Source organism: Inconstantimicrobium porci (genome assembly GCF_009696465.1).
GTDB lineage: Bacteria > Bacillota > Clostridia > Clostridiales > Clostridiaceae > Inconstantimicrobium > Inconstantimicrobium porci.
The window spans coordinates 1-23,474 of the sequence record NZ_VULX01000034.1 but is presented as its reverse complement, the minus strand read 5'-3'; the positions used below and the strand labels follow the sequence as shown (position 1 = coordinate 23,474).

Annotated in this window: 27 protein-coding genes, 1 rRNA gene and 1 pseudogene; 21 read left to right on the top strand and 8 right to left on the bottom strand. The window is 30.5% G+C overall.

From position 1 onward, the window contains the following. The 5 genes and pseudogenes from FYJ33_RS14620 to FYJ33_RS14600 form a co-directional block, all read left to right on the top strand. A pseudogene (locus FYJ33_RS14620) lies at window positions 1-148 on the top strand (IS30 family transposase); the annotation flags it as partial. A gap of 385 nt (window positions 149-533) precedes the next feature. Then, the gene (locus tag FYJ33_RS14615; protein WP_154532505.1) at window positions 534-1,202 is read left to right on the top strand and encodes a hypothetical protein; all 669 of its coding nucleotides are present in this window, start codon (window positions 534-536) and stop codon (window positions 1,200-1,202) included. Between the two features lie 47 nt (window positions 1,203-1,249). After that, complete coding sequence (locus FYJ33_RS14610; protein WP_206046715.1) at window positions 1,250-1,519, top strand: hypothetical protein; 270 nt, start codon at window positions 1,250-1,252, stop codon at window positions 1,517-1,519. A 50-nt stretch (window positions 1,520-1,569) separates the two neighbouring features. Beyond that, a complete protein-coding gene (locus FYJ33_RS14605) occupies window positions 1,570-4,041 on the top strand; it encodes an SIR2 family protein (protein ID WP_206046714.1) in 2,472 nt (823 codons plus the stop codon). Between the two features lie 699 nt (window positions 4,042-4,740). Then, complete coding sequence (locus tag FYJ33_RS14600) at window positions 4,741-4,953, top strand: hypothetical protein (protein ID WP_154532499.1); 213 nt, start codon at window positions 4,741-4,743, stop codon at window positions 4,951-4,953. A 74-nt stretch (window positions 4,954-5,027) separates the two neighbouring features. Here FYJ33_RS14600 and FYJ33_RS14595 read toward each other — a convergent pair whose 3' ends face one another. Beyond that, on the bottom strand, window positions 5,028-5,876 hold the full coding sequence (locus FYJ33_RS14595) for a YwqG family protein (protein ID WP_154532497.1): 849 nt from the start codon (window positions 5,874-5,876) through the stop codon (window positions 5,028-5,030). A 154-nt stretch (window positions 5,877-6,030) separates the two neighbouring features. Between FYJ33_RS14595 and FYJ33_RS14590 the strand changes: the two genes are divergently transcribed. Further along, window positions 6,031-6,792: a MerR family transcriptional regulator gene (locus FYJ33_RS14590; RefSeq protein ID WP_277643002.1), complete on the top strand. Its 762-nt coding sequence runs from the start codon at window positions 6,031-6,033 to the stop codon at window positions 6,790-6,792. A 297-nt stretch (window positions 6,793-7,089) separates the two neighbouring features. On the opposite strand, the gene FYJ33_RS14585 is transcribed toward FYJ33_RS14590, so the two are convergent. The 4 genes from FYJ33_RS14585 to FYJ33_RS14570 form a co-directional block, all read right to left on the bottom strand. Further along, window positions 7,090-9,576 carry an ABC transporter permease gene (locus FYJ33_RS14585; RefSeq protein WP_154532495.1) on the bottom strand — a complete coding sequence of 829 codons (2,487 nt, stop codon included), beginning with the start codon at window positions 9,574-9,576 and terminating at the stop codon, window positions 7,090-7,092. Further along, window positions 9,573-10,250: an ABC transporter ATP-binding protein gene (locus tag FYJ33_RS14580; protein ID WP_154532493.1), complete on the bottom strand. Its 678-nt coding sequence runs from the start codon at window positions 10,248-10,250 to the stop codon at window positions 9,573-9,575. The genes FYJ33_RS14585 and FYJ33_RS14580 overlap by 4 nt, the downstream gene beginning before the upstream one ends. A gap of 96 nt (window positions 10,251-10,346) precedes the next feature. After that, window positions 10,347-11,267, bottom strand: a complete 921-nt coding sequence (locus FYJ33_RS14575) for a sensor histidine kinase (RefSeq protein WP_235900870.1) — start codon at window positions 11,265-11,267, stop codon at window positions 10,347-10,349. Beyond that, complete coding sequence (locus tag FYJ33_RS14570; protein WP_277643005.1) at window positions 11,264-11,941, bottom strand: response regulator transcription factor; 678 nt, start codon at window positions 11,939-11,941, stop codon at window positions 11,264-11,266. Before FYJ33_RS14570 ends, FYJ33_RS14575 begins: the two co-directional genes overlap by 4 nt. Before the next feature lie 260 nt (window positions 11,942-12,201). Between FYJ33_RS14570 and FYJ33_RS14565 the strand changes: the two genes are divergently transcribed. The 9 genes from FYJ33_RS14565 to FYJ33_RS14530 all read left to right on the top strand — a co-directional run bounded on the left by FYJ33_RS14565 (window position 12,202) and on the right by FYJ33_RS14530 (window position 16,754). Further along, complete coding sequence (locus FYJ33_RS14565) at window positions 12,202-12,693, top strand: flavodoxin (protein WP_154532491.1); 492 nt, start codon at window positions 12,202-12,204, stop codon at window positions 12,691-12,693. Window positions 12,694-12,856: 163 nt separating this feature from the next. Next, the gene (locus FYJ33_RS14560) at window positions 12,857-13,258 is read left to right on the top strand and encodes a helix-turn-helix domain-containing protein (protein WP_154532489.1); all 402 of its coding nucleotides are present in this window, start codon (window positions 12,857-12,859) and stop codon (window positions 13,256-13,258) included. Beyond that, window positions 13,255-13,581, top strand: a complete 327-nt coding sequence (locus FYJ33_RS14555; RefSeq protein WP_154532487.1) for a hypothetical protein — start codon at window positions 13,255-13,257, stop codon at window positions 13,579-13,581. Before FYJ33_RS14560 ends, FYJ33_RS14555 begins: the two co-directional genes overlap by 4 nt. Next, on the top strand, window positions 13,581-14,240 hold the full coding sequence (locus tag FYJ33_RS14550) for a class I SAM-dependent methyltransferase (protein ID WP_206046713.1): 660 nt from the start codon (window positions 13,581-13,583) through the stop codon (window positions 14,238-14,240). Before FYJ33_RS14555 ends, FYJ33_RS14550 begins: the two co-directional genes overlap by 1 nt. Window positions 14,241-14,318: 78 nt before the next feature. Continuing rightward, window positions 14,319-14,732 carry an ArsR/SmtB family transcription factor gene (locus tag FYJ33_RS14545; RefSeq protein ID WP_154532483.1) on the top strand — a complete coding sequence of 138 codons (414 nt, stop codon included), beginning with the start codon at window positions 14,319-14,321 and terminating at the stop codon, window positions 14,730-14,732. A gap of 22 nt (window positions 14,733-14,754) precedes the next feature. Next, entirely contained in the window at window positions 14,755-15,141 is a 387-nt protein-coding gene (locus FYJ33_RS14540) for a NifB/NifX family molybdenum-iron cluster-binding protein (RefSeq protein ID WP_154532481.1), read from the top strand. 100 nt (window positions 15,142-15,241) lie between these two features. Beyond that, the gene (locus FYJ33_RS16090; protein WP_206046712.1) at window positions 15,242-15,403 is read left to right on the top strand and encodes a hypothetical protein; all 162 of its coding nucleotides are present in this window, start codon (window positions 15,242-15,244) and stop codon (window positions 15,401-15,403) included. Window positions 15,404-15,583: 180 nt separating this feature from the next. Continuing rightward, window positions 15,584-16,285 (top strand): SDR family NAD(P)-dependent oxidoreductase, encoded by a 702-nt coding sequence (locus tag FYJ33_RS14535; protein WP_154532479.1) that lies wholly within the window; start codon window positions 15,584-15,586, stop codon window positions 16,283-16,285. Between the two features lie 235 nt (window positions 16,286-16,520). Further along, a complete protein-coding gene (locus tag FYJ33_RS14530; protein WP_154532477.1) occupies window positions 16,521-16,754 on the top strand; it encodes a hypothetical protein in 234 nt (77 codons plus the stop codon). A gap of 114 nt (window positions 16,755-16,868) precedes the next feature. On the opposite strand, the gene FYJ33_RS14525 is transcribed toward FYJ33_RS14530, so the two are convergent. Continuing rightward, window positions 16,869-17,561, bottom strand: a complete 693-nt coding sequence (locus tag FYJ33_RS14525) for a 5'-methylthioadenosine/adenosylhomocysteine nucleosidase (RefSeq protein WP_154532475.1) — start codon at window positions 17,559-17,561, stop codon at window positions 16,869-16,871. A gap of 281 nt (window positions 17,562-17,842) precedes the next feature. On the opposite strand from FYJ33_RS14525, the gene FYJ33_RS14520 reads away from it, so the two are divergent. Further along, window positions 17,843-18,565 carry a tRNA threonylcarbamoyladenosine dehydratase gene (locus tag FYJ33_RS14520; RefSeq protein WP_154532473.1) on the top strand — a complete coding sequence of 241 codons (723 nt, stop codon included), beginning with the start codon at window positions 17,843-17,845 and terminating at the stop codon, window positions 18,563-18,565. A 106-nt stretch (window positions 18,566-18,671) separates the two neighbouring features. Here FYJ33_RS14520 and FYJ33_RS14515 read toward each other — a convergent pair whose 3' ends face one another. Both FYJ33_RS14515 and FYJ33_RS16515 read right to left on the bottom strand, forming a co-directional pair. After that, entirely contained in the window at window positions 18,672-19,277 is a 606-nt protein-coding gene (locus FYJ33_RS14515) for a deoxynucleoside kinase (RefSeq protein ID WP_154532506.1), read from the bottom strand. 89 nt (window positions 19,278-19,366) lie between these two features. After that, window positions 19,367-20,293, bottom strand: coding sequence for a GNAT family N-acetyltransferase (locus FYJ33_RS16515; protein ID WP_321106404.1), 927 nt, complete (start codon window positions 20,291-20,293; stop codon window positions 19,367-19,369). A gap of 284 nt (window positions 20,294-20,577) precedes the next feature. On the opposite strand from FYJ33_RS16515, the gene FYJ33_RS14505 reads away from it, so the two are divergent. The 5 genes from FYJ33_RS14505 to FYJ33_RS14485 form a co-directional block, all read left to right on the top strand. Continuing rightward, window positions 20,578-21,252 carry a DUF4230 domain-containing protein gene (locus FYJ33_RS14505; protein WP_154532471.1) on the top strand — a complete coding sequence of 225 codons (675 nt, stop codon included), beginning with the start codon at window positions 20,578-20,580 and terminating at the stop codon, window positions 21,250-21,252. Between the two features lie 182 nt (window positions 21,253-21,434). Beyond that, window positions 21,435-22,478 (top strand): hypothetical protein, encoded by a 1,044-nt coding sequence (locus FYJ33_RS14500; protein ID WP_154532469.1) that lies wholly within the window; start codon window positions 21,435-21,437, stop codon window positions 22,476-22,478. Window positions 22,479-22,509: 31 nt separating this feature from the next. After that, window positions 22,510-22,776: a CD3324 family protein gene (locus FYJ33_RS14495; protein ID WP_154532467.1), complete on the top strand. Its 267-nt coding sequence runs from the start codon at window positions 22,510-22,512 to the stop codon at window positions 22,774-22,776. Between the two features lie 343 nt (window positions 22,777-23,119). Then, window positions 23,120-23,257 (top strand): hypothetical protein, encoded by a 138-nt coding sequence (locus tag FYJ33_RS14490; RefSeq protein WP_154532465.1) that lies wholly within the window; start codon window positions 23,120-23,122, stop codon window positions 23,255-23,257. 91 nt (window positions 23,258-23,348) lie between these two features. Then, window positions 23,349-23,474, top strand: a 16S ribosomal RNA gene (locus FYJ33_RS14485); the annotation flags it as partial.

Sequence of the window (23,474 nt, the reverse complement as noted above, 5' to 3'; positions counted from 1 at the left end):
CCCCAAGGGAAAGCGTATATCTGATTATAGTGTTGATAACATAGGTTTTATTGAAGAATGGATGAACACACTTCCACGTAAAATCTTAGACTACCGAACTCCAGAGGAGCTTTTTGAAAAGTACCTCGATGAGATCTATGCAGCTTAAAAATTCAAGGGTTCAAATGGAAAAATAAAATTAGTTCAATTTGTTATTGCAATTTATCAAAATATTTTAAAATAAAAGAGATATAAAAATTAATTTGAGAAATGATGGCGAGATGAAAATATATTCTTTTGAATATATGGATATTGTGAATAATTTAAATACACAGATATATGTAAGTTTATATATTTGTCCTAAAGAGGATGAATTATTAAAAGTGTAATTAGAGGCTGATAATAAGGAATTATCGGATTTAGATATAAGTAATTATTTTTATAGTGAATTTTACACTAAACTTACATTAGATATGATTCATAAGAAGCAAGAAAAATATACAATAAGAATATACTATTATATTTTGCATGATACAGGTATAAAAGGAGAATACTTGATAAATTGGACCTCTAAAATTAAATTTAAATCATTATTAAATGAAAAGCAAAAAAATACAATAGCAAAACGTATAGTGTGCTTTGATTGCGAAGTAGAAGCGATTTCACTAAGTCATGCACGAAGTAAAGCATATAATATTATAAAGGATTTTTCAACATATTTAGCAGCATTGCTTAATGTTGGATTTTCACCATATATGGGAATATTTAAACATTTTATTACTAAAGAAATACAGGGAAAAGAAATATGTTTTACAGATAATTTTCAAAGGGAAGGTTTTTTGGACAAGGAATTGAACTTAATTGTTTCTGATAATATGAATGGATTACACCATATAAATGACTATTTATCTGTTCAACCGAATACATATTTTTCTTATTTTATTAATGATAAATTCGAAACAAAAGGAGGATATATTCAAAATAATGATGAAATATTAAATACAAATTTAAAAAATACATTTAAAAGTATAAAAATAACAAAGGTACAAGGACGGGCAGAATATAGTGATAATATTGATTACGATGGTCAATATAAATTGAATTTATTAGTCCCTAAACAGATTAGAAAATTTTTTAAGGAAATAAATAATTTAGATGATACAACTGGAAGATATTTTAGAAATTCATGTAGATTATATAATATTTCATTAATAGTGGATTAAATCAAACTACGGTAATGGTTTCATATCAGGTAGCAGCAATTGAATGTTTGGCAAAATCAGAACAAATTGGATTTTCAGATTTCATGAAAAAATATTTGAAGGATGAATATGAAGCAAAGTTTTGTGATTATTTGTATTCAATAAGATCAGGTCATTTTCATTCAGGAGAGATGTTTTTCTTAGAGTATGATTTGAATTTGGATATAACATTAGATTATAATTTTATAGAGATAAGAAATAGATTAAGTAAGTCACTTTATTTGTTAAGAAAAGCATTTGTACAGTGGATCGAGAAGAATATAATAAAAGAAGATTAAAATTAACAATATCATGTATTCATTAAATTTAGATTGTTATGGGGGAGAGTATGGAAATTACAGAAGCAATAAAACATATTATTGATGGAAATGCAATTTTATTTCTAGGTGCAGGATTTTCTGCTGATGCTATAAATATTGATGAAAAGGAAATGGGGGATGCAAAAGAATTAAGTTATAAATTATGTGATGAGATGAACATTGATAGAAGCGATGATTTAGGCAGGGTATCTCAATATTATATTAATTTGAATAAAGATAATGAACAAGCATTAGTGGAAAAATTGCAAAATTCTTTTATTTGCAAAAGTTACAGAAAACATCATGAGATAATTGCAGATTTACCTTGGAAAAGAATATATACAACAAACTATGATGATGTATTTGAAAAAGCATCAAGGGTAACTAAATATAATAGAATCGCAAAAACATTAAGCAACTCAACTGAAAATATATCTAATACTGACAATGTTATTCATTTAAATGGGTATATAAGAACATTAGATGTTAATAAATTAGAGAATGAGTTTAAACTAATTACACGTAGTTATATGATAGAAGAATTTAAGGGGAGTAATTGGTATGGATTATTTAATTTAGATATTTCTAATGCAGATGCTATAATTTTCATAGGTACGTCATTAAAGTATGATATTGATTTACAAAGGATATTTTTTTCATATAAAGAGATAAGAGACAAAGTTATTTTTATTGATAAAGAGATGGTAACTGGAGAAAAAATCGATATTATAGGAGATTCAAGTAAAAATGAATTAGGAAGAGTATTTAAAATAGGAGTAGAGAATTTTGCTAAGGAGATTGAAGCATGTAGTTTGCATTATAAAAAAAATGAACAACCATTTAAATTCAGATGTTTTTTACATATAAATGATAGAGAATTTGAATATTCAAAAGTTGATATAAGAAGTTTGTGGGACTTGTTAGTTATTGGGAAGATAAAAGAGAATGTTTTGTATTCAAACTATACAAATAATAAATATATTTTCGAAAGAGATAAAAGCAATGAAATTGAAAAGGCATTAAATGATGAGCATTCAAAAGTAATCATTGTACATTCAAATTTGGCTAATGGCAAGACATGTTTTGTTAAATATTTTTCTGAAAACTTAAAGAAAAAAGGAAATGTATTCTTTCTAGATAGATGTTTAGATTATATTGATAGAGAGATAAATGAAATAAGTAAAATTAAAGGAATGAAATATATAATTATAGAAAACTATAATTATTATTTAGATATTCTAAAAAAGTTTAAACCATTTATAAATAGTGATTATAAATTCATTTTAACATGCAGAACATATATAAATGAATCAGTATATTACAAATTAAATAACCTAATGGGAATTAACGAAAATGAAAAATATGAATTTTCATTAAATGGTATAGGTGAAAATGAAAGAAAACATATTATAAGTTTATTAGATGAAAGTAATATTTGGAGTGACTTAGATGTTGATAATGTTGATAAGAAGAATTATTTAATAAAAAAAATATGTCATGATAATTTAGCAGATGTCTTGCTTTATATAGTAAAATCTGAAGTAGTCTCAAGTAAAATAAAAGAGTTGTATGAAGAAATTGCGAAAAGTGATATAAAGAAAAGGCTATTATTAGGAGTAATAATTAATACATCAACGCCATTAGACTTGAAATTGAGTGATTTGATACTGGTTTTAGGCATGGATAATTTATCGTCTCAAATAAAGAGAGATAAATATTTAAATGAATTAGTAGATATAGAAGAAAATAATATTAAATCAAAGTCCTCTATATTTTCAAAGAATATTATTGCAACTCAAAATTTATCAAAGGACATATTAAGTATTATGAAAGATATGATTATTAATGCTAGTAAGTTAAGATACGGGAAGGGTAATATGAATATCTTACGACAGTTAATTTCTATATCTAATATAAATGAAATTTTAGATTATAAAAATAAACAGGTAAAGAGAGATGTTGTTGAGTATTTTGATGAATTGAAAAACTTTAATTACTATAAAAATAACAATTTTTTTTGGCTCCAATATGCTATGGCGTGTTTAGATGATAAGCAATATGATAGGGCTAGTAAATACTTTGATATTTCATATAAAAAGTCATTTGAGAAAAATCCGAATTTTGATACTTATCAAATAGATACTCAGTATGCAAGGTATTTACTTGAAAAAGCAACTTATACAGATGAATATAATGATAATTCATATGAAATATTTAAAAAAGCACACAATATATTAGTATCTACACTTCAGAAAAAAAGGGGACAAAGTTATTATGTGTTTAGGCAAGTACCAACGTATTATGAATTTATACAAAAGCATATAAGCGGTATGTTGAGTAAAGAAAAAAATGATATAAAAACACTTTGCGAAGAAATGAAAGAAAAAATAGAAGAATATTTACAAAAGAATAAAAAAAGAGATTTGGAGGGATCAGTAAAAAGTGCAATGATATTATTGGATAAGTGTATAAGAGAAATTTTTATGTCAGTAATTGAATAGTTTTCAAATAGTAAATAACTATGTTTAAATTCAAAAAAGAACACTTAAAGAAATAAAAAAGATTGACTACGTGTCGGTAGCCCGAAAAGGTTCCATAAAAAAGAGAAAAGAATAGAGAGAAAAAATAGAAGAAGGAATAAGGAAAAGAGTTGAGAATAAAGGCTTGAAAGAGTATTTGAAATTAACTTAAAAGACCTTGTTCCTTTTTTGATTCAACAATTTCATTTCCATATTATTGCTTTGTTCAATCTTTTTTTGACATGTACAAAGGTGGTATTTTATAAAGAATATACTCATAGTATATCTTTTAGATTAGGGATAGATTCAGACTTAGATAAGAGATAAGAGCGAAGAGATTAGAGAAAAGGATTGAACTCCCTTGAGGGGAGTTCCAAAAAGAGAACACATTTCTCTTTAAAACTTTTTGCTTATACAATTAATTTGAAGTTAACTGTCCTATTAGAAGGGGGCAAGCTATAAATTGATAATTAAGAGGTTTGGAGATGTGCTCCATTAAATTAAATTCATGAGATTGCGAATGAATTTTAACCTTCATTTGGCATCTGGCACTTGGCATTTGGCATTTGGCATTAAAATAAGTACTATACGTTAAGTAGAATCGAAATTCAGCAATAAATTATTAACTTATAGTGCATAGTACTTACTAAAGATAAGCACCCTATATCTGAGGTGATTGTAATGACAGAGAAAAAACAGGATATTTTTGATAAGCTTGCTCTAAAGAATACTGAAAATCTATCAGATATGAGCAGTAATGTTGAAATGGGAATGAGTCAGGGCTTACAGAATCTTAAAATCAGCGATGATTTTTCAAATGCTGAACAGGTGAAGGATCAGCAGTCACAGATGGTGTATAACAAATATGTTGAAATTAATAAGAATCATATTTAAATATTATATACTAGCTGCTTATGAACTCCTCAAAGAGGAGTTCAATTTTAATTTGTTATCAATTATTTGGTGTATTAACAGCAATCCCAGTTATAAATGACTTTTGAGAAGTCTCTATTTTTTAAATCTTCATGGTTAATGAAGAAATTACATACGCCACAGTCTCCCCACAGAATGATGTCATCATTATCACGCCATTCTGAATCTATCTGTAGAAGAAGTGTATCATAAGATGCATACTGGTTATCTTCACTTCTTGGATCTTGCTGAGTAAAATAAGGATAGCCACCAAGTTTATGATGAACTTTTTCTTCGCTGTCAAATATGGTGTTATAAACATCTTCATCTAAATCCCAAAGTCTTGAGATGTTTTCTGATGGTGATAATTTATTATAAATATCTAAAAAAGGTTTTTCAATTCTATAGTCTTCTGCAGAGATGCCTTCCTGTGAAATTACAAATGAAAGAGCAAGTTCCTGTTCTACAGGAAAATAATCTTCATCATCTTCAATGTGAGGATTATACTTTTCCTTAACGCTTTCTTCAGTTACAGAAGTGTCTATAGAATCATAATAAACTACACGGAATGTATCCTGATTTGTTTGGTCATCAAAATCTACACCTGAAACATCATCATTTAGTACAAAGAACTGTAGAATACCTTCATGAGGAAAATCATTCATTTCTTTGATGTCATTACAGTTGATCTGAGCTAAAAGAGTTAGCTGATGTCCTTCACTATCAGTAGGAATTTCTGCGCCATTTGGCAGGTATGGTATACCTCGTAATTTAGAATCAAATAGTCCAGTGTGTTTTATTTCTGTTTTTATATAAGCAGTCTGTTTCATAGTTTCATTTCTAAGCTGTGTAATTGCAGTTTTTGCAGCCTGCATGTTCTTATCTGTATTTTTAAAATCGCCCATAACATCCTCCTTGTTTATAATCTCTAGTAATGGTATATTTTTAATAATAAATTTATTATAGCATACTAATTTATATATTTAGGTTTATGATAAAATATTGTTGACCTTCTCGTTACGTAAGGTTTTACTATTAGATTGTCAGGAGGTGCTTAAAGTGGAATATACAATAAAAAAGTTAGCAGAGATAGCTGGTGTTAGTGCACGAACACTAAGGTATTATGATGAGATTGGCCTTTTAAGACCATGCAGGATAAATTCATCAGGATATCGTATCTATGGCGAAAATGAAGTTGATATGCTTCAGCAGATTATGTTTTATAAATCAATGGGTATGAGTCTTGAGGAAATTAATAGAATTTTATCAAGTCCTGATTTCAATATTGAACAAGCACTTTTAAAGCATCGTGAGGAACTGATTGAAAAGAGGAAAGAGATAGATCAGCTTATTCTGACAGTAGAGAAGACTTTATTATATGAAAAGGGTGAAGCGAAGATGAAAGATAAAGAAAAGTTTGAAGGATTTAAAAAGGGGCTGCTTGATGAAAATGAAGCTAAGTATGGCAAGGAAATAAGAAAAAAGTACAGTAATGACACTATAGAAAAGTCTAATAAGAAATTTATGAATATGAATAAAGTACAATTTGATAAGATGAATAAGATTGAAGCCCAAATGATTGAATCACTTAAGAACGTAATCCATAGTGGAGACATGAATTCCAAAGATGCTGAGAATATTTATAATAAGCATAAGGAATGGATTAATTTCACATGGCCTTCTTATTCAAAGGAAGCGCATGCTGGACTTGCAGAGATGTATGTGGCTGATGACAGATTCAGAAAATATTATAATGATAAAGCAGGGATGGACTGTGTTGATGTATTAAGAGACATCATAGTTAAATACTGCAGAAAATAAAAGCATAAATATTAATTAAAGCACAGGTTACAGGTCATAGGCAAGGATGAAACTCCATTGGGGTTTCAAAGTGGAGGTTACACTTCCAAGCCTCTAGGTTTTTATATTTTAGAGGTTTGGGGTAAAGCCTCCATTTAAATTATGTAATTCGATGTGCTTGTCACATGAATTACTTCATTACCTGTGACCTTTTACCTGTGACTAGTGACCTATCATATGACTTGTGAAGATAATTTTATATTAACAAAAATATATGTTATGTGATGGAGGTTTCGGAATATGTCTTGCAACTCCTTTTTACTCAATTCGTAAGCGTTCAACAATACTCTGTTTATTAATATATTTATAAGATATATACGGAATTAGGCAGCCTAAAATAATTAATAGTGGGAAGATAATTATAAGAGGCCAGAAATTAAATTTGAAATTTAAGAACCAAATTTTATGACATATTGGACGTACGATAATTATTGAGCTTGTAATACTCAGGATTACAGAAATTACAACTGTTAATAGAGTGTAAAAGCTTCCTTCAAGGCAAAGCATTCTTACAAGCTGTTTTCTAGTCATACCGATACTTTGAAGAATAGCAAATTCTCTGCGGCGCACAATAATATTGGTTAAAATTGTATTGACAAAATTCAAGATACCTATAATTCCAATTATAAGTGAAATTGTCCCACCAATTGATATAACAGTATTTCGTATATTCATTACACCTGATAATGTAGTGAATTTTGATTTATAGCTCATTGTTTGATCAGTATCTGAGGTATAAGTTTTTAAAAATTGTTCCATAGCAGTTTCCTTATCTTTAGTCACATCAAACATATAGCTCATGACATAGTTTTTGCCAGTTATTTTTTTATAAACATCTTCAGGAAGAAAGAAGCAGGAACTAACCCAATCATAAGTATTTGATTCATTTGCTATAACATGTCCAAGCACTGTTACATTTTGAGTTTTACCATCAATATTTAATGTGATGGTATCCCCAACACTATTATTCAAGCTAGTCATATCCATTTCACCACGAGAGTTTACCCACACGCCTTCTAAAATATATTTTCCAGTAGCAAGTTTATTTGCATCTAACTTACCATCTATTAATTTCAAATGCGAAAGGAGAAGTTTATCCATACCATATATATGTGTAGAGAATGAACCATCTGGAGTATTATTACATGTCTGCTTAGTAGTTTTACTTTTGTATTCAGCTTTACAGCCATACTGGCATCCACCTGCCTTAAATCCGGGCTGTTTTTTGATAGTAGAGATAACACTGTTGTTTAATGCACTTTCAGCATTAATTTTGCACTGAAATAACAGGCTGGATTTACCAATTGTAAAATCTGAACTGTAAGTATTTTTAAGAGCCTTTTCTGGATCTACACTTTGTGAAAAGTTAAAGACTGTATTAGTGAGCACTATACTCAGTGATAGACTTAGAATTACCAGTATAGTACGTTTTTTATTGCGTCCAAGATTATCCCAGGCCATTCTTTTTTCTAGAGAGCCATTCTGAGTGTTTTTGGCTTTTTTATTATTTTTTAAAGTTGCATCTGTATAGCGTACAGCTTCAATTGGTGACACCTTTACTGCCATTCTTGCTGGCTTTCGTATACTTATAAATACTGTAATTAATGTAAATATAATAGCTGCTACGAAGATAAGAGGATTAGGTGATGTTATTACAGCATTACCTTGAAGTGTAGATTGAGCAAGCAGTACTGGCAACAGTGCTTTTCCTATAAAAAAACCTCCACAAAGTCCAAATGGAATACCCATTAATGAAAGTATCAATACTTGCCAGTTTATCACAGAATAAATCTGATGACCTGTGGTACCGATAGTTTTTAGGAGTCCATAAAAGTGTATGTTATTTATGATAGAAATCTGAAAAATGTTATAAATAATCAGGTACCCTGTAAATATAAAGAGGATTAATGCACAGCATAGTGCTGCGATTGTTGCAAAACTAACTGATGATTTTTGAGATAAATACAAAGGATTAATTCCAGTACTTATATAATTTTTATCATTAAAATCCATAGAAAATCCACAGTCTGTTACAACTTTTTTTAGATTTTCTGAAATATTTTTAGAATCTGCAAATTTTATAATATCTGTAATACAGCCTGCTTCTGAGTGATCCTTATAATAGGTATTGGATAATTCATTCAAATGAGCATTTATATAAGCTTTGGATGCAATGATTGTACCAGTTTGTACACCCGGATAGCTTTTCCACCAGCCAGCTAGTATAAAATCTCGTGAAATTTTCTCACCATGTATTGTAAGTTTTAATGAGAGATGAGAACCTACCTGATGAGGAATATGAAGCATGTCTAGTGTAGTAGTATCAGTAATTACTTCATTTTCTTTCATCGGAGTATGCCCACTTGTAGGCTCTGTATATGTGAATTTCAATCCAAGATTATCATAATATAAAAATTCTGTATTTCTCTTAATAAGCTCGTCATTATCTATTTTGTCGGCAAGTTTACGGCAATAAGCATTTTCTTTTATTAAGGGGTGACTGCTTATAGTTTGATATTGCTGTTCAGTCATATGCTCTAGACGTGCATGCCCTTCACCTCCAGATAAAATAATATCAGCAAGCTTCATGCTTTTTACCATACCAGACCCTAATGCAAAAAGGCTGGTAAATAGAAGTGCAGTAAGAGCAATAGCAATTGCAGTAATGATGTTACGTGTTTTTGAAGAATAGAAACTTCTAATAGCTAATTTACGAATTGTTTTCTTGTTTTTTACCTTTATCATATAATATCACCGCCTGAAATTTTGCCGTCTTCAATACGTATTATACGATCTGCGAGCTGAGCAAGTTCTTCATTATGAGTAATCATAATGATTGTCTGGTTGAATTTTTGACTAGTTAATTTTAATAGTCCTGCTACATCTTGAGTGGTTTTACTATCTAGATTACCTGTTGGTTCATCAGCTAGTATAATGGCGGGTTTTGTAGCTAATGCTCTTGCAATAGCAGCACGCTGTTGTTGTCCACCTGAGAGCTGGCTTGGCAGGTTATGAAGCCTGTTTTCAATACCTAGTGTATGAACAATCTGATTTATATAGTTTTTATCTGGTTTATTTCCATCTAGTTCAATAGGTAAAACGATGTTTTCATATACATTTAGAATGGGTACAAGATTAAAACTTTGGAATATAAAGCCTATTTTACGTCTGCGAAAAATAGTAAGTTCTTCTTCTTTAAGCGAGAAAATTTTCTTACCATCTATAGTTACACTGCCACTGCTTGGCTTATCAAGACCGCCAAGCATATGAAGAAGAGTAGATTTTCCACTTCCAGATGTGCCTATTATAGCAACAAAGTCACCTTTTGCTATAGAAAGATTTACATCATCCAGTGCATGAACGGCTGTTGAACCACTGCCATAAATTTTTTTTAAATGTTTAGCTTCTAATATATTCATAATAGTTTCCTCCATAAGAAAGTATTTATATGATAAATACAGAATAACAAGATAATCTTTCTACAATATTTCTGAATTATATCAGTTTTGAAAGATTTAAATTTTTATAGGAAGGAAAATAGAAAATATAGAACCTTTTTTTAATGATTTAGATACTTTTATATAGCCACCACCATCAGTGAGAATTTTTTGTGTTAAAAATAGTCCTATGCCAACACCTTCCTCATTTTGTACTTTTACTGATCTATAGAATCGTGAGAATATTTTAGCCTTTTCATCCTCTGAAATTCCAATACCTTGGTCAACTATATCTATACGGAAGAATATATTGTAGGGAATGGGATTAATTTTAATAGTACTATTACAAGGAGAATACTTAACTGCATTATCAATTACATTATAAAGAGCTTCAACAGTCCATTTTGAATCGTAACAAGCTGTGCCAGTAGTTCTATTTACTTCAATCTTTATATTTTTTTCTTTAGCTTTGAGCTCAATTTGGGCAACGGCTTTATCAATTAATGGTTGAACTTTATTAGCCTGTGGATTAATGGTAATAATTCCACTTTCCAGACGAGAGATTTTTACTAAAGATTGCATTAAGAAATCTAGTTTTTTAGATTGACTAGTAAGAACTTTTACGCATTGAGCACTTTCCTCTGATAGCTCATGTTCTGATAAAATCTGAGAATAAAGTATGATATTAGACACAGGCGTTTTTGCTTGGTGAGAAATATCGGAAATAAGACACTTAATACTCTCTTTTTCTGCTTTTAATTTATTTGATGATATTGAGCAGGATTCTAGAAAATCAGACATTTTTGATTCTAGCGCTGAAAGGGATGATTCATCATAAGTAGTGGTAGTAAAGGTGCCATCTATAGCACTGTCTAGCATATCAGAGAGAGAGTACATGATTTTCTGAAGCTTTCGTCTATAAATAAGAATTATTGGAATTAAAATAGCTATCGCAGCAACTATAATAATGCCAATAAAGATGATATATTTAAACATCATATCACCGCCCAGCTATACCCGATACCATATATTGTCTTGATATATACTGGTACTGATGGATTATCTTCAAGTTTATCTCTCAGACGTTTAACAGTAACAGAAAGGGCATTTTCATTTACATATTCAGCACCATCAGTCCAGATGTTATCTACTAATTGTGATCTAGTCAAGATATGACCTCTGTTTTTAATTAGAATGTGGAGCAGCTTCTGCTCTGTTTTACTTAATTCAATAGGAATATTATTTTTATAAAATTCCATTTTAGAAAAGGAAAAAGAAAAATTATTTATAAGTATGGGATCTACAGGTTTATTCATAGCATTTCTAAGTCTAGCATTTACTCTTGCTCTTAAAATCATAAGGCTAAAGGGTTTAGTTATATAATCATCAGCGCCAAGTTCAAGGCCAGTAACGATATCTGTTTCAAGATCATTAGCTGTAAGGATTATTACAGGAACAGAAGAGTTTCTACGTAGTTCTTTTAAAAAATAAAGACCATTACCATCTGGTAGGTTGATATCTAAAATTATAAGATTAAAATCTATAGTTTTTATGTAAGTTCTTGCAGAGCTTAAGTCTGATGAATGAATAAAGTTAAAATCTATGTTTTTTAAGGCGATTATTATTCCCTTTGCTAGAGATAAATCATCCTCAATAATCAATATATTTTTCACTTTTTTGAATCTCCTTTTACTGAGAGTTACCTATATTTATTAAGGTGTTTAGTTTAACACTATCCATATATTATAACATTATTTATTTGTAATTACATTTAATTGAATATAATTAGGTTATTTTTAGAAAAAGATGGTTTGTTACTACTAAAGACTTGACCTCAGGTAAGGGGTAAGTAATACTATATGTATATAGTAAAAGACGTAGATAAGATTTATATAAATAATTTTTAAAACTATGGTAGATGGGGGAAGGAAGAATGAAAGAGAGAACGCTTATAGTGTATTATTCTCAGGCTGTAGGGAATACGAAGAAGATAGCAGAGAAAATTCAGAGGGCAACAGGAGCAGATATTTTTAAAATTGATACAGTAATTCCTTATGAAGGAACATCAGAAGAATTAACAACACAAGGACAGCAGGAAGTTGATAGGTGTTATAAGCCTGAACTTAAAGTATCTCATATTAATTTAGATATGTATGACAGATTTATTATTGGTACTCCTGTATGGTGGTACTCAATGGCCCCTGCAATGCGTACATTTCTTGCATCAAATGACTGGACAGGCAAGACAATAGTACCCTTTATAACAAGCGGTGGATCACCTGGACATGCTATCGATGATATTAAGAATATATGTAGGGGTGCAGTTTTTGAAAAGGATAAATCAATTCAATTTGATTCGATTGAGCTTAATGAACAGATTACTACAGATGAAGAAATAGAAAAGTGGATTTTATCGTTAATATAAATACTTATAAAGATTAAAGTGTTGAAAGATATATTAAGAAACAGCTTGCAGTATAGTGATAGAGGTTTCAAAATATGTCTTTCAATTTTTTATATAAAAAAGTAAGTTATTATATTGACGTGGAGCTGACTCCACATTGTATACTCTTTATAAAGAGGTGATTATGGTGAAAGTTGGAGAATTTTCAAGGAAAAGTGGATTGTCAATTGATACAGTAAGATATTATGAGAAACTTGGACTGCTTAAACCGGACAGGTCACGAAGCAGGGTTAAGAATTATAGTGAAGCTGATCTTGAACAGGTTAAAATTATTATTGCACTAAAGAAGTTTAATTTATCATTGCAGGATATACAAAAGATGTTTGAATTGGACAGGAGATATGATGATAAAAATATTACCGAAGCAGAAAAGTTTGATGTAATTACAGAATTAAAATTTATTCTTGATAAGGCATATGCAGAAGTTCTGACTACAGAAAATCAAATAAAGATAACAAAAGCAAAACTTGAGAAGTCTATTAATAAGGTAAATAAATCATTAGAAAATGGAGGAAAACTTATATGATTAAAATAATTGGTATAATTTTATCACTTATATTTAGTCTCATAACAACTTACAGTTTTATTGCTTATAATAAATGTTTAACTAGTGTATTGATAGTTGAAGGAATAGGACAGGCAACTATTATTTTATCTGTGATTATGAGTATTATGCATTTTGACAAAGCATTTATATTATTTATGTGCATAGGGTTAATTTTAATTATTGTATCATGTATTATTAATGGATTAAATATGTATGGACATGTTCATTTGTCACATCATATAGTGAGACTTGCATTAAGTGTAATTATAGTTGTTTTATGTGGATTGGGGATGAGAAAATAATGAATCTTAATTATGACGATGTTGCTAATAAATGGAATGAGGTTTTTAAGAATAGTGCTCAGGATGTACCCAAAAGTCCTTTAACAGGTGTTGAAGTTTTTGATAAAGGCCTTTCATGGTGCTGCAGCAATGCTGATACAGTGCTTGATTTTGGATGTGGCAGTGGTACTATGTTATTTCTTTGTGCGCTTAATGGCGTAAAGCATAACATAGGTATAGATATATCATCTGAAGCTGTAAGAAAGGCAGATATTAAGAAGGTTCAGATAAAGAATGCAGATTTCAAGTTCATTACAGGTGGTATTGAAAAGCTAGAATTAATAGAATCCGCGAGCATGGATGCTGTTATTCTTTCAAATACTATTGATAATTTATATCCTGAAGATGCTGAAAGACTAATGGAACATGTTTATAGAATCCTTAAAAATAAGGGGAGGGTATTTATTAAGTTAAATCCTTTTATTACAGAAGAGGATATAAAAAAGTATAAGCTAAAAAAAGCTGATGGTTATTTATTAGATGACGGGCTGCCATTATGGAATAATACTAATGATCAGTGGAGCATTTTTTTTGAAAAAAGGTTTAAGATATACAAGTATGATGAGATAATTTATAAACAGTATAATCTATGTAACAGATTATATCTTTTAGAAAAATGATTTAATTAGTCATTGACCTAATTAAAAATGAGGAGTATATTTTAATTAGGCAATCGACTAATCAAAGAAGGGTGAACTATGGATACAATACAGGTTTTAAAAGCACTGTCAGATGAGACAAGAATGAAAATTTTAAAAATGCTTCTGGAATATAATCTTTGCGTGAGAGCAATATCAAGAAGACTTAACGTAACAGAAGCAACAGTTTCACAGCACTTAAAGGTTCTGCGTGAATGCGGGCTTATTGAAGGTGAGAAACGTGGATATTTTATGCACTACAATGTGAACAAGGAAATTTTAAAACGTGTATCTGCTGAAATCTTATCACTGACTGAAATAGAAAAAGAGACGTGTTCTCCAAAGCTTGGAGGCTGCAGCCCTTCTGAAAATGAAAGATGCCATGTTATGAAGGATGAAAATCAGGGAATCAAAAGATGCTGTAAACGTGCAGGCGAAGGAAGATGTGGATGCAGAAAGCATAATGTGGAATAGTATTTTTAAGGAGGAATATAAAATGAAGATAGCAGTAACATACGAAAACGGTCAGGTGTTCCAGCATTTTGGACACACAAGTGAATTCAAGATTTATGATGTTGAGGACAATAAGGTTGTATCATCAGCAGTTGTAAGTACAGATGGATTTGGCCATGAATCTTTAGCACAATTTTTAGCGAATAAAAGTGTTGATACTTTAATCTGCGGAGGAATTGGCGGAGGTGCTAAAAATGCACTAGCTGCAGCAGGAATAAAGATATACGGTGGAACAAGCGGAAATGCTGATGAGAAGGTTGATAACTTCTTAAATAAGAAGCTTGTATTTAATCCAAATGTTAAATGTACACATCATGATGGCGAACATCATGGAGAAGGACATAGCTGCAATGGCCACTGTCACGAATAGAATATAGATGAGAGCTATATAAGAAGCTCGTTTAAGCAAATATTTAGAGTATAATTTTTGTCCTTTCTATAATAATAAAATAGAAAGGAAGTGTTGTAGTATGGCAAAAGCAGGAATGAGAAGACCGGATCCTGAAGATCCTCATGGAACTGAAAGTAATCATAAAATTCATATGAAAAAAAATGATGCTTATCCTATACCAAGTGAAATACAGGGAAAAGCAAAGACAGGTAATGCAAAAGCAGGTCGTCCAATGGAATAAAATGTATTGTTACCAAATAAAAACCACTTTGAAAATGTTTTAAAGTGGTTTTTTTTATTTTAATTTTGTGATAATATTGTATATAAAGAATTTATTTCCAAATAATAGAAAATAAAAATGAGGTGCAGGACTCAAATTAAGTTTTACGCACAAATTTAAAATCAATAAAGGGGTAATAATATGAGTAAGACAGTTTTAATAACAGGAGGAAATAAGGGAATTGGATTAGAAACTACAAAACTATTTGTATTTAATGATTATAAAGTTATTGTAGTTGCTCGAGATTTTGAAGATTTTATGTTTAATGATAATGAGAATGTAAGGGTTGTAAAATATGATCTGGCTGATACTAAAGGTATCTCTGATCTTGTTAAAACGCTTGGACACATCGATATTCTTATTAATAACGCAGGAATAATGAATTCAATTCCTTATGACAGTTATCATAAGGAAAATATAGATAGACTTATGAACATAAATCTTTATACTCCTATCGAATTGATCACTCAGGTTTCAAAAGTAATGATCAAGAACTGTTCAGGCAGGATTGTAAATACAGCATCAGTTGCTGGAGAAATAGGCCATCCTGATATCTGGTATGGAGTATCTAAGTCAGGAATAATCAATGCAACAAAGAGCTTTGCTAAAATTTTAGGACCAAAAGGAATCGTAATAAATTCAGTAGCACCAGGACCAGTTGAGACAGAAATGCTTAACGTCATACCACAAGCAAGGAAGAGTGCAATAAAGAGTAGTGTATATACAAATAGATTTGCCAAAGCTGATGAAGTTGCTAAAGCAATATACTGGCTAGCAACAGACTGCCCAGAATATATCAACGGAACATGCCTAGACATAAACAACGGAGCATTCCCAAGATAATAAAGAATATTTAATTGTAATAGCGCTTGTTTTAAAAATTTACATTTTAGGATGAAAGAGTATATTGTTATATGAGAACAAATGTCTGATACAATGATATAATTGGGGTGTTTTTATGGAATTAAAAGATTTAGAAATGTGAAATGCTATTTATAAAGAGGTTCATAACAAGGCGGAGAAACTTTCAGAAGCATTAAAGAAAGCAGGGTATAACGGTGAATTTGGCTACTTTAATATGCATTCAATCAATATTGATAATGAGTTTTATACTGAGTATTTTCCGATACCCGTATTTACAATTGATGAGTACACAGATATTGATATGAATTTTGATAGTATAAGTATTGAGACAACAGTTTCAAGAAAGGCTTCACTAAGTGTAGACTATGAAGAGCTTGCTAAGAAGTACAAGTTTGAAGTTTATGGAGTGGAGAATTATTTAGAAGATTACTATAATGAAAATTTATAGAGTAGATTAGAGGTTAGAATGAAGAGAGTGGAGAAAAGGATGAAATTCCTATGGAGTTTCATCCCAAGACATAAGCGAATATCTTCATATCTCAGCTCTCTTATCTTTTAAAAACTACATTGATTTTATCATTGTTTCTAAGATTGTAACTGAATTTTTAATTGCTATTGGTAGGAACTTTTCATAATCCATATGAGCTCCGTTATTAGCATTATCAGATATTGATCTTATAACTACGAATTTTATGTTGTTAAGGTAAGCAACGTGAGCGATGCTTGCTCCTTCCATTTCACATGAGATTGCTTCATAAGTATCCTGAAGCCACTTGATTCTGTCTATATCAGAAACAAATTCATCTCCACTTACGATTCTTCCTACGAAGCTGTTGATATTTTCAAGAGAATCACATGCTTTTTTAGCTGTTTCAACTAAAGTTTTATCACTCTTAAAATCAAAAACATCAAGTCTTGGAATCTGTCCGTGTTTGTATCCGAATTTAGTAGCGTCCATATCATGTTCAACTAGCGAATCACCTATAACTACATCGCCAGGATAAACATCTTTGCCGATACCGCCAGCAACTCCAACGTTTATAAGAGTATCTACCTTATATTCGCTTGCAAGGATTTGAGCACAAATTGCAGCATTAACTTTTCCTATTCCAGAAACAACTGCAATTACATCCTTTCCCCATAGTTTACCTTTATTAAAAGTCATATTGGCTTTTGTGTTAGTTGACTCTACTTCCATAGCTTCAAGTAATGGAGCTAATTCTTCTTCCATTGCAGAAATAATACCTAATTTCATTTAATAGTCCTCCATTCAAATCATTACTACATTTATTATAATCGTTATGATGAAATAAAAGCAACATAGTAGAAGGCTTTGCATGATTAATTTTTTTAAGAAATACTATAAGTTGTAAATGAGAATTGAAAAATAAAGTTTTATAGTATACTATATTGATATGGAAACTAAGAATAGCAAAAATCAATATTAATATAAGGGAAATTTTCCTCGACTGCGCTCGGAAAATTAGATTTAATAATTTATAATTAAGAAGAGATTTATTGAAGGAGAAAAGTGATATGGCTCAGCATTCATTATCAAGAACTGAATTAGTAATCGGTAAAGACGGATTAGATAAATTAAGAAATTCAAAAGTAGTAGTATTTGGAGTAGGTGGAGTAGGCGGTTTTGTTATAGAAGCTCTTACTAGAGCTGGAGTGGGAACTCTTATAATAGTAGATAATGATACAGTAAGTCTTACTAATCTTAATAGACAGATAATAGCTACATATGACACAATAGATAAATATAAAGTGGATATTATGGAAGAAAGAATACATTCAATAAGCAAGGAATGTAATGTAATTACACATAAAACATTTGTGCTTGAAGATAACATAGCTGATATAATCCCAAATGATTGTGATTATGTTGTTGATGCTATAGATACTGTTACAGCTAAAATAGCGCTTGCAGTTTACTGTGAAAAGAATAATATTCCGCTTATAAGCAGCATGGGAACAGGAAATAAGTTTGATCCAACTGCTTTTAAGATAGCAGATGTATATGATACAAAGGTTTGTCCGCTTGCAAAGGTAATGAGATACGAGCTTAAAAAGAGAGGAGTAAAGAAATTAAAGGTTGTTTACTCTGAAGAAAAGCCAGTAAAACCTACAGGAGAAGGATTATCAGAACCTACAAGTAAGAGGCAAGTGCCAGGAAGTATATCATTTGTACCACCAGTTGCAGGCATGATAGCAGCCTCTGCTGTTGTTAGAGATATTGTTGGAATTAAGTACTAATATTTAGTGAATAGAGAATAACGAATAGTGAACAGCTCCTATTCGTTATTCACTGTTAACTATTCACTTATAATAAAAAAACGTGCTTTTAAAGCACGTTTTTTTATTATTTAGAGCATTCTTTTAATTTTTCACTAATTAATGAAAGGACTTTTTCTCTGTCTTCCATATTGTTTTCAAAGTCAAGATTATCGACATTGATTTTTAATATTGGTGATTTATTATAATGTTTAAAATACTCAGAGTATTCATTGTTTAAGTGCTGCCAGTAATCTCTTTCAACTATTTGTTCATAATCTCTTCCTCTTTTTTGTATTCTTCTTATAGCTTCATCAACAGAGGCTTCAAGATATATCATAAGTTTAGGTGCTTCAAGATGTTCAAGCATATTTTCAAGAAGTTCTCTGTATAAATTGAATTCTTCTTTTTCCATTTCGCCATTGTCACAAAGCATTTTTGCAAAGATTACATCTCCGTAAATACTTCTGTCTAAAATAGAATTATGTATCTTACTTGCTTCTTTTATCTGTTTGAATCGTTTGTTCAAAAAGAATACCTGTAAAGGAAAAGAGTATCTTTTTCTATCATAATAAAATTTGTCGAGGATAGGGTTATCATCTACTGGTTCTCTGAAAGGTACATACCCCTGTTCAACTAAAATATTCATTAATGTGCTTTTTCCTACGCCTACTACTCCATCTACAACTATCATATCCCATACTCCTTCTTTCGTATTTATTTTATTTAGTACTTCTTCGTAAAGAGTGCTGTTTTTCAAAATTTAGTCCTCCATCGTAGCAATTAAATTATTTTATAAAACGTAATGTGATCCCGCCAATCACCATTTATATACAAGTATTTTTTATTTAACCCAAGTTCTTCGAATCCACATGACTTAAGTACTGACTGAGATTTCACATTATCAACAAGGGTGCTGGCTTCAACTCTATGAAGCTCAAGATCATTCTTTATATATTCAAGGACAAGATTTACAGCTTCCTTCATGTAACCATTACCCTGGTGGTCTTTATCCATACAGTAACCAAGATAACAGCTTTTAAATATTCCATAAACAATATCAGAAATTTTTATTCTGCCAATAAGTGAGTCATTCTTAAATATGCCGAGTGTAATGCCTGTACCATTAATAAGCTCAGTATAGCTTTCCTTGAGAATTTCTGTCTGAGTTTTTAACGTGTAAAAACTTTCATCTCTTCTAGGTTCGTAAGGAGCAAGATGATCCTTGTTGCTTGAATAGAAGTCAAGCATGCTTTGTGCATCGTCTGGACCAAGGCTTCTTACTGATATTCTTCTTCCTTTAAGATCTACATTGTAGTATTTTTTATGTATTGCATACTCATCTTCAGTTATGCCAAATGAAAGTTCACTTTTATAATTTCCATTGGAATATAAGTTATTAGTAATAATTCCTTCAAGTACGAAGCCTATATTTAGAAATGAACGTGTATCAAGATCTTCTGGCACCATAAGGTTTAGTTTTAAAATAGGACTATTCTTAAAAATAGTTCTGCATATTATATGTAATGACTGTTCTAAAAGATTAGAATCAGATACTCTATAGAATTTAAGACGTATAGTAGCGGCTCTGCTTTCTTTGCTGAATTCTAGTATGATAAAGCGACCTATAGTTATTTTTGATTCATCGCGGATTACATATTCTGATTCATTTCCTTTTACATTATCAATTTTTATGTTAACTGATTCCACAATGCCATCTCCCTGTAAAAATAAATATATTATCTGTATCTAAATCACATATGTGAAAAAACGAACAAACATAAGCAAGAAAATTATATCATAGTATCAATAAAAATGAATAGTATTTTAGCACGAAGACCATTAATCAAATTTTCTTAAATTATTTATGATTTTGTAATATACATTTGGTATGATAACATTAAGATAGTACTTGTCTAACAGGAATGTTACACAACATATTTTAATATGTGGATAAGTAGGTAATATGTTTTAAACGAAATGGGGGTGTATTGATGTTAAATAAAAGAAATAAAAAGAGCACTTCTTTAACTAGGAAGGTAAGATTTATTAAGAATATAGTTATAATAATAGCTGTAATGCTTATAGTATCTATGGTATACCTGAAGTTCTTTAAAGCTGATGCTAAAACATATATTGTTCCAAACTCAACTGATAAGACGCTTAAGATTGCCTCAGAAGATACTATAGTTAATAAGATTCATAATGTAAACAAGCTAGTGCCGCTTGAAATAGATTTAAATGAGAATATTGTAATAGATAACAGCTGGGGAAATCTTGATATATTTAAGAAAATACAGAAGGTGCATTTCTATGGTACAGGTAATTACTCGGTAGATCTTTCTACTATTAACAAAAAGAATATTAATATTAATAAGGTTACTAACACTATTAGCATAACAATTCCTAAGCCTGTAGTTGACTCTATATCAATAGATAGAGATAAAACAACTTATGAAGGGACTGATAATGGCCTTTTCAGATTCGGCGATATAAAGCTTTCTGCTGATGAATATAACATTATAGAAAAAGAAGTGAAGACAAGGATGACAGAAAAGCTTAAAAATGATGAGCATTATAATAAGGCTGTTGATAATGCAAAGCAGAATCTTAGCAATATTTTAAAAACAGTATCTGAAGGTTCTATAAAAATAGAATTGGAAAAATAAAATATTTAATTTTAGAATGATTTACACTTAATGTAATGAGGCATATCTGCAGACAAGCAGATGTGCCTTTTTGTGGTAGAGAATAGATATAAATTTATCTTGGCATTGTATGGAATAAGCTGTCATATTAAAATTAATTCATAGGGAAAACAGAAATTAATATGTGTTAGGAGAGGTTATTTATGAAAAGCGTAGATAAAGAACTTACAAAATGGTTTATTAATAAGATAGAAAATGAATATAAGGGTGAGATCAGTCTTGTTCTAGGAAGGAAGGGAGCATGCAAGATACCGACTGATAGTAATGACGTGGCTATTGATTATTTTATTCCTGCCTGTGATCATGGATTTACTCTTGCAAGAACATTCATAATAGGAGATAAGGGATATGATTTTTTCCCTATGACATGGGAGAGGGTAGAAGGGCTTGCATCATTAAATGAAAATTTGACATTTTGTCTTGCTGATAGTGAAATTTTATATTCAAGAAGCGAGGCTGATACTGAAAGATTTAAGCTTTTGCAGAAAACTCTTATGGACAATCTTAAGGATAGTGATTTTATTAGAAAGAAATCATTAGAGAAGATAAGTATGGCTATGGAAATATATAAAAATATGATTTTTGAAACATCATTATGTAACGTTAGAAAAGCAGCAGGTGCAATTGCGCAGTATTTACATGAAGCAGTGACAATAATTAATGGAACTTATCCTAAAGGCGATTATGGATACGCAAAAATAATCAAGCAGATGAAGGAGATGAAAAACAAACCAGCTAAGTTTACTTCTGTATACGAGAGAATTCTTGGCGCAGATGATGTTAAAAGTATTGTAGAACTTTCTTTTGAATTAATTAGTGATACAAGAGAATTCTTTAAGCAGTATATAGTTGAGAAAAAATATAAAACTTATAACTTTAAAGAACTTGCAGGATGGTATGAGGAAACTAAGTATACATTTAGACGCATAAAGTATGCATGTGAAAATAATGAATGTGAAGCAGCTTTCTCATGGAGCTGTTATATTCAGATAGAGCTTGATATTTTATCTGATGAATCTGGCATGGAGAAGATGAACCTTCTTGATAATTACTGCAAGGATAATCTTAGAAAGTTATCAGATAGTGTGGATACTATTGAGAAGTATATTCTTTCTGTAATTACTGAGAATAATGTTGTTTTAAGAAAGTACAAAGATATTGATGAATTTTTAAAGTGTTCAAAATAAGAGGAATATATTTTAGGAGTAGTGATTTGTTATGAAATATAGAAATGCTTCTGAGATACTTCCAGATAATCTGTTAAAGGAAATACAAAAGTATACTTCTGGAGAGGCAATATATATTCCTCAGGTTAATGAGAGGCAGAAATGGGGGCAGAGTTCTGGAGCAAGAAGATATTATGAGGAAAGAAACGAAAAAATTTATACTAGATATAAAGAAGGCGTTTCTATGCAGGAACTGGGTAAGGAATTCTGCTTATCTGTGGAAAGTATAAGAAAGATAGTATATAAATATCAACTTTAAGATAAGAAAGCAGAACTAAGTAGAGTATAGAATATGGATGAAACTCCTTATGAAGTTTCGAGGTAAGAGGACAAATTCCTGGTGTTTATTGGGTTAATAGACTTGTTTTAAAAAGCTGGAGATTATAAAGTGCTATAAAATGTCCCTGGTGTATCACTATGCGAAAAAGAGAATAAAATGGTGAAAAATAGAGTATTATATGTGATAAACTCGTTAATTGGAGAAATTAAAATTTCTTAAAAAATTGAGTGTGGTATTATAAGTGAGGTCGCAGGGAGCGAAAGCAAAACAACAAAGTGCATTTCAAATTGTAATAAATTGATTTTTAAAATAATTTGAAAAAATGATGTTGACAAAAACCTGTGAAAGTGATAAGATAAAAAAGTCGCCGAGAGGTGACAAAGAAAAAGGAACTTCTCACAAGCGAGAAGCAAGCGAATGTGCCAAATCAAGATTTGGAACACCTGCTTATGATCTTTGAAAATTAAACAGAGGAAATTAATAGTTTATACAAACTTTTTATTAGACCAGCAATTCTTTTAGCAATTAAGCTAAGATTAGACTTAAAATTTTAAATTGAGAGTTTGATCCTGGCTCAGGACGAACGCTGGCGGCGTGCTTAACACATGCAAGTCGAGCGATGAAGTTCCCTTCGGGGAACGGATTAGCGGCGGACGGGTGAGTAACACGTGGGTAAC

Bases quoted from the DNA above. Each gene is read 5' to 3' on its own strand.
- FYJ33_RS14605 (WP_206046714.1), top strand. From the start codon at position 1,570: ATGGAAATTACAGAAGCAATAAAACATATTATTGATGGAAATGCAATT.
- FYJ33_RS14600 (WP_154532499.1), top strand. From the start codon at position 4,741: ATGACAGAGAAAAAACAGGATATTTTTGATAAGCTTGCTCTAAAGAAT.
- FYJ33_RS14595 (WP_154532497.1), bottom strand. From the start codon at position 5,876: ATGGGCGATTTTAAAAATACAGATAAGAACATGCAGGCTGCAAAAACT.
- FYJ33_RS14585 (WP_154532495.1), bottom strand. From the start codon at position 9,576: ATGATAAAGGTAAAAAACAAGAAAACAATTCGTAAATTAGCTATTAGA.
- FYJ33_RS14580 (WP_154532493.1), bottom strand. From the start codon at position 10,250: ATGAATATATTAGAAGCTAAACATTTAAAAAAAATTTATGGCAGTGGT.
- FYJ33_RS14575 (WP_235900870.1), bottom strand. From the start codon at position 11,267: ATGATGTTTAAATATATCATCTTTATTGGCATTATTATAGTTGCTGCG.
- FYJ33_RS14565 (WP_154532491.1), top strand. From the start codon at position 12,202: ATGAAAGAGAGAACGCTTATAGTGTATTATTCTCAGGCTGTAGGGAAT.
- FYJ33_RS14560 (WP_154532489.1), top strand. From the start codon at position 12,857: ATGGTGAAAGTTGGAGAATTTTCAAGGAAAAGTGGATTGTCAATTGAT.
- FYJ33_RS14555 (WP_154532487.1), top strand. From the start codon at position 13,255: ATGATTAAAATAATTGGTATAATTTTATCACTTATATTTAGTCTCATA.
- FYJ33_RS14550 (WP_206046713.1), top strand. From the start codon at position 13,581: ATGAATCTTAATTATGACGATGTTGCTAATAAATGGAATGAGGTTTTT.
- FYJ33_RS14545 (WP_154532483.1), top strand. From the start codon at position 14,319: ATGGATACAATACAGGTTTTAAAAGCACTGTCAGATGAGACAAGAATG.
- FYJ33_RS14540 (WP_154532481.1), top strand. From the start codon at position 14,755: ATGAAGATAGCAGTAACATACGAAAACGGTCAGGTGTTCCAGCATTTT.
- FYJ33_RS16090 (WP_206046712.1), top strand. From the start codon at position 15,242: ATGGCAAAAGCAGGAATGAGAAGACCGGATCCTGAAGATCCTCATGGA.
- FYJ33_RS14535 (WP_154532479.1), top strand. From the start codon at position 15,584: ATGAGTAAGACAGTTTTAATAACAGGAGGAAATAAGGGAATTGGATTA.
- FYJ33_RS14530 (WP_154532477.1), top strand. From the start codon at position 16,521: ATGCATTCAATCAATATTGATAATGAGTTTTATACTGAGTATTTTCCG.
- FYJ33_RS14525 (WP_154532475.1), bottom strand. From the start codon at position 17,561: ATGAAATTAGGTATTATTTCTGCAATGGAAGAAGAATTAGCTCCATTA.
- FYJ33_RS14520 (WP_154532473.1), top strand. From the start codon at position 17,843: ATGGCTCAGCATTCATTATCAAGAACTGAATTAGTAATCGGTAAAGAC.
- FYJ33_RS14515 (WP_154532506.1), bottom strand. From the start codon at position 19,277: ATGATAGTTGTAGATGGAGTAGTAGGCGTAGGAAAAAGCACATTAATG.
- FYJ33_RS14505 (WP_154532471.1), top strand. From the start codon at position 20,578: ATGTTAAATAAAAGAAATAAAAAGAGCACTTCTTTAACTAGGAAGGTA.
- FYJ33_RS14500 (WP_154532469.1), top strand. From the start codon at position 21,435: ATGAAAAGCGTAGATAAAGAACTTACAAAATGGTTTATTAATAAGATA.
- FYJ33_RS14495 (WP_154532467.1), top strand. From the start codon at position 22,510: ATGAAATATAGAAATGCTTCTGAGATACTTCCAGATAATCTGTTAAAG.
- FYJ33_RS14490 (WP_154532465.1), top strand. From the start codon at position 23,120: ATGATGTTGACAAAAACCTGTGAAAGTGATAAGATAAAAAAGTCGCCG.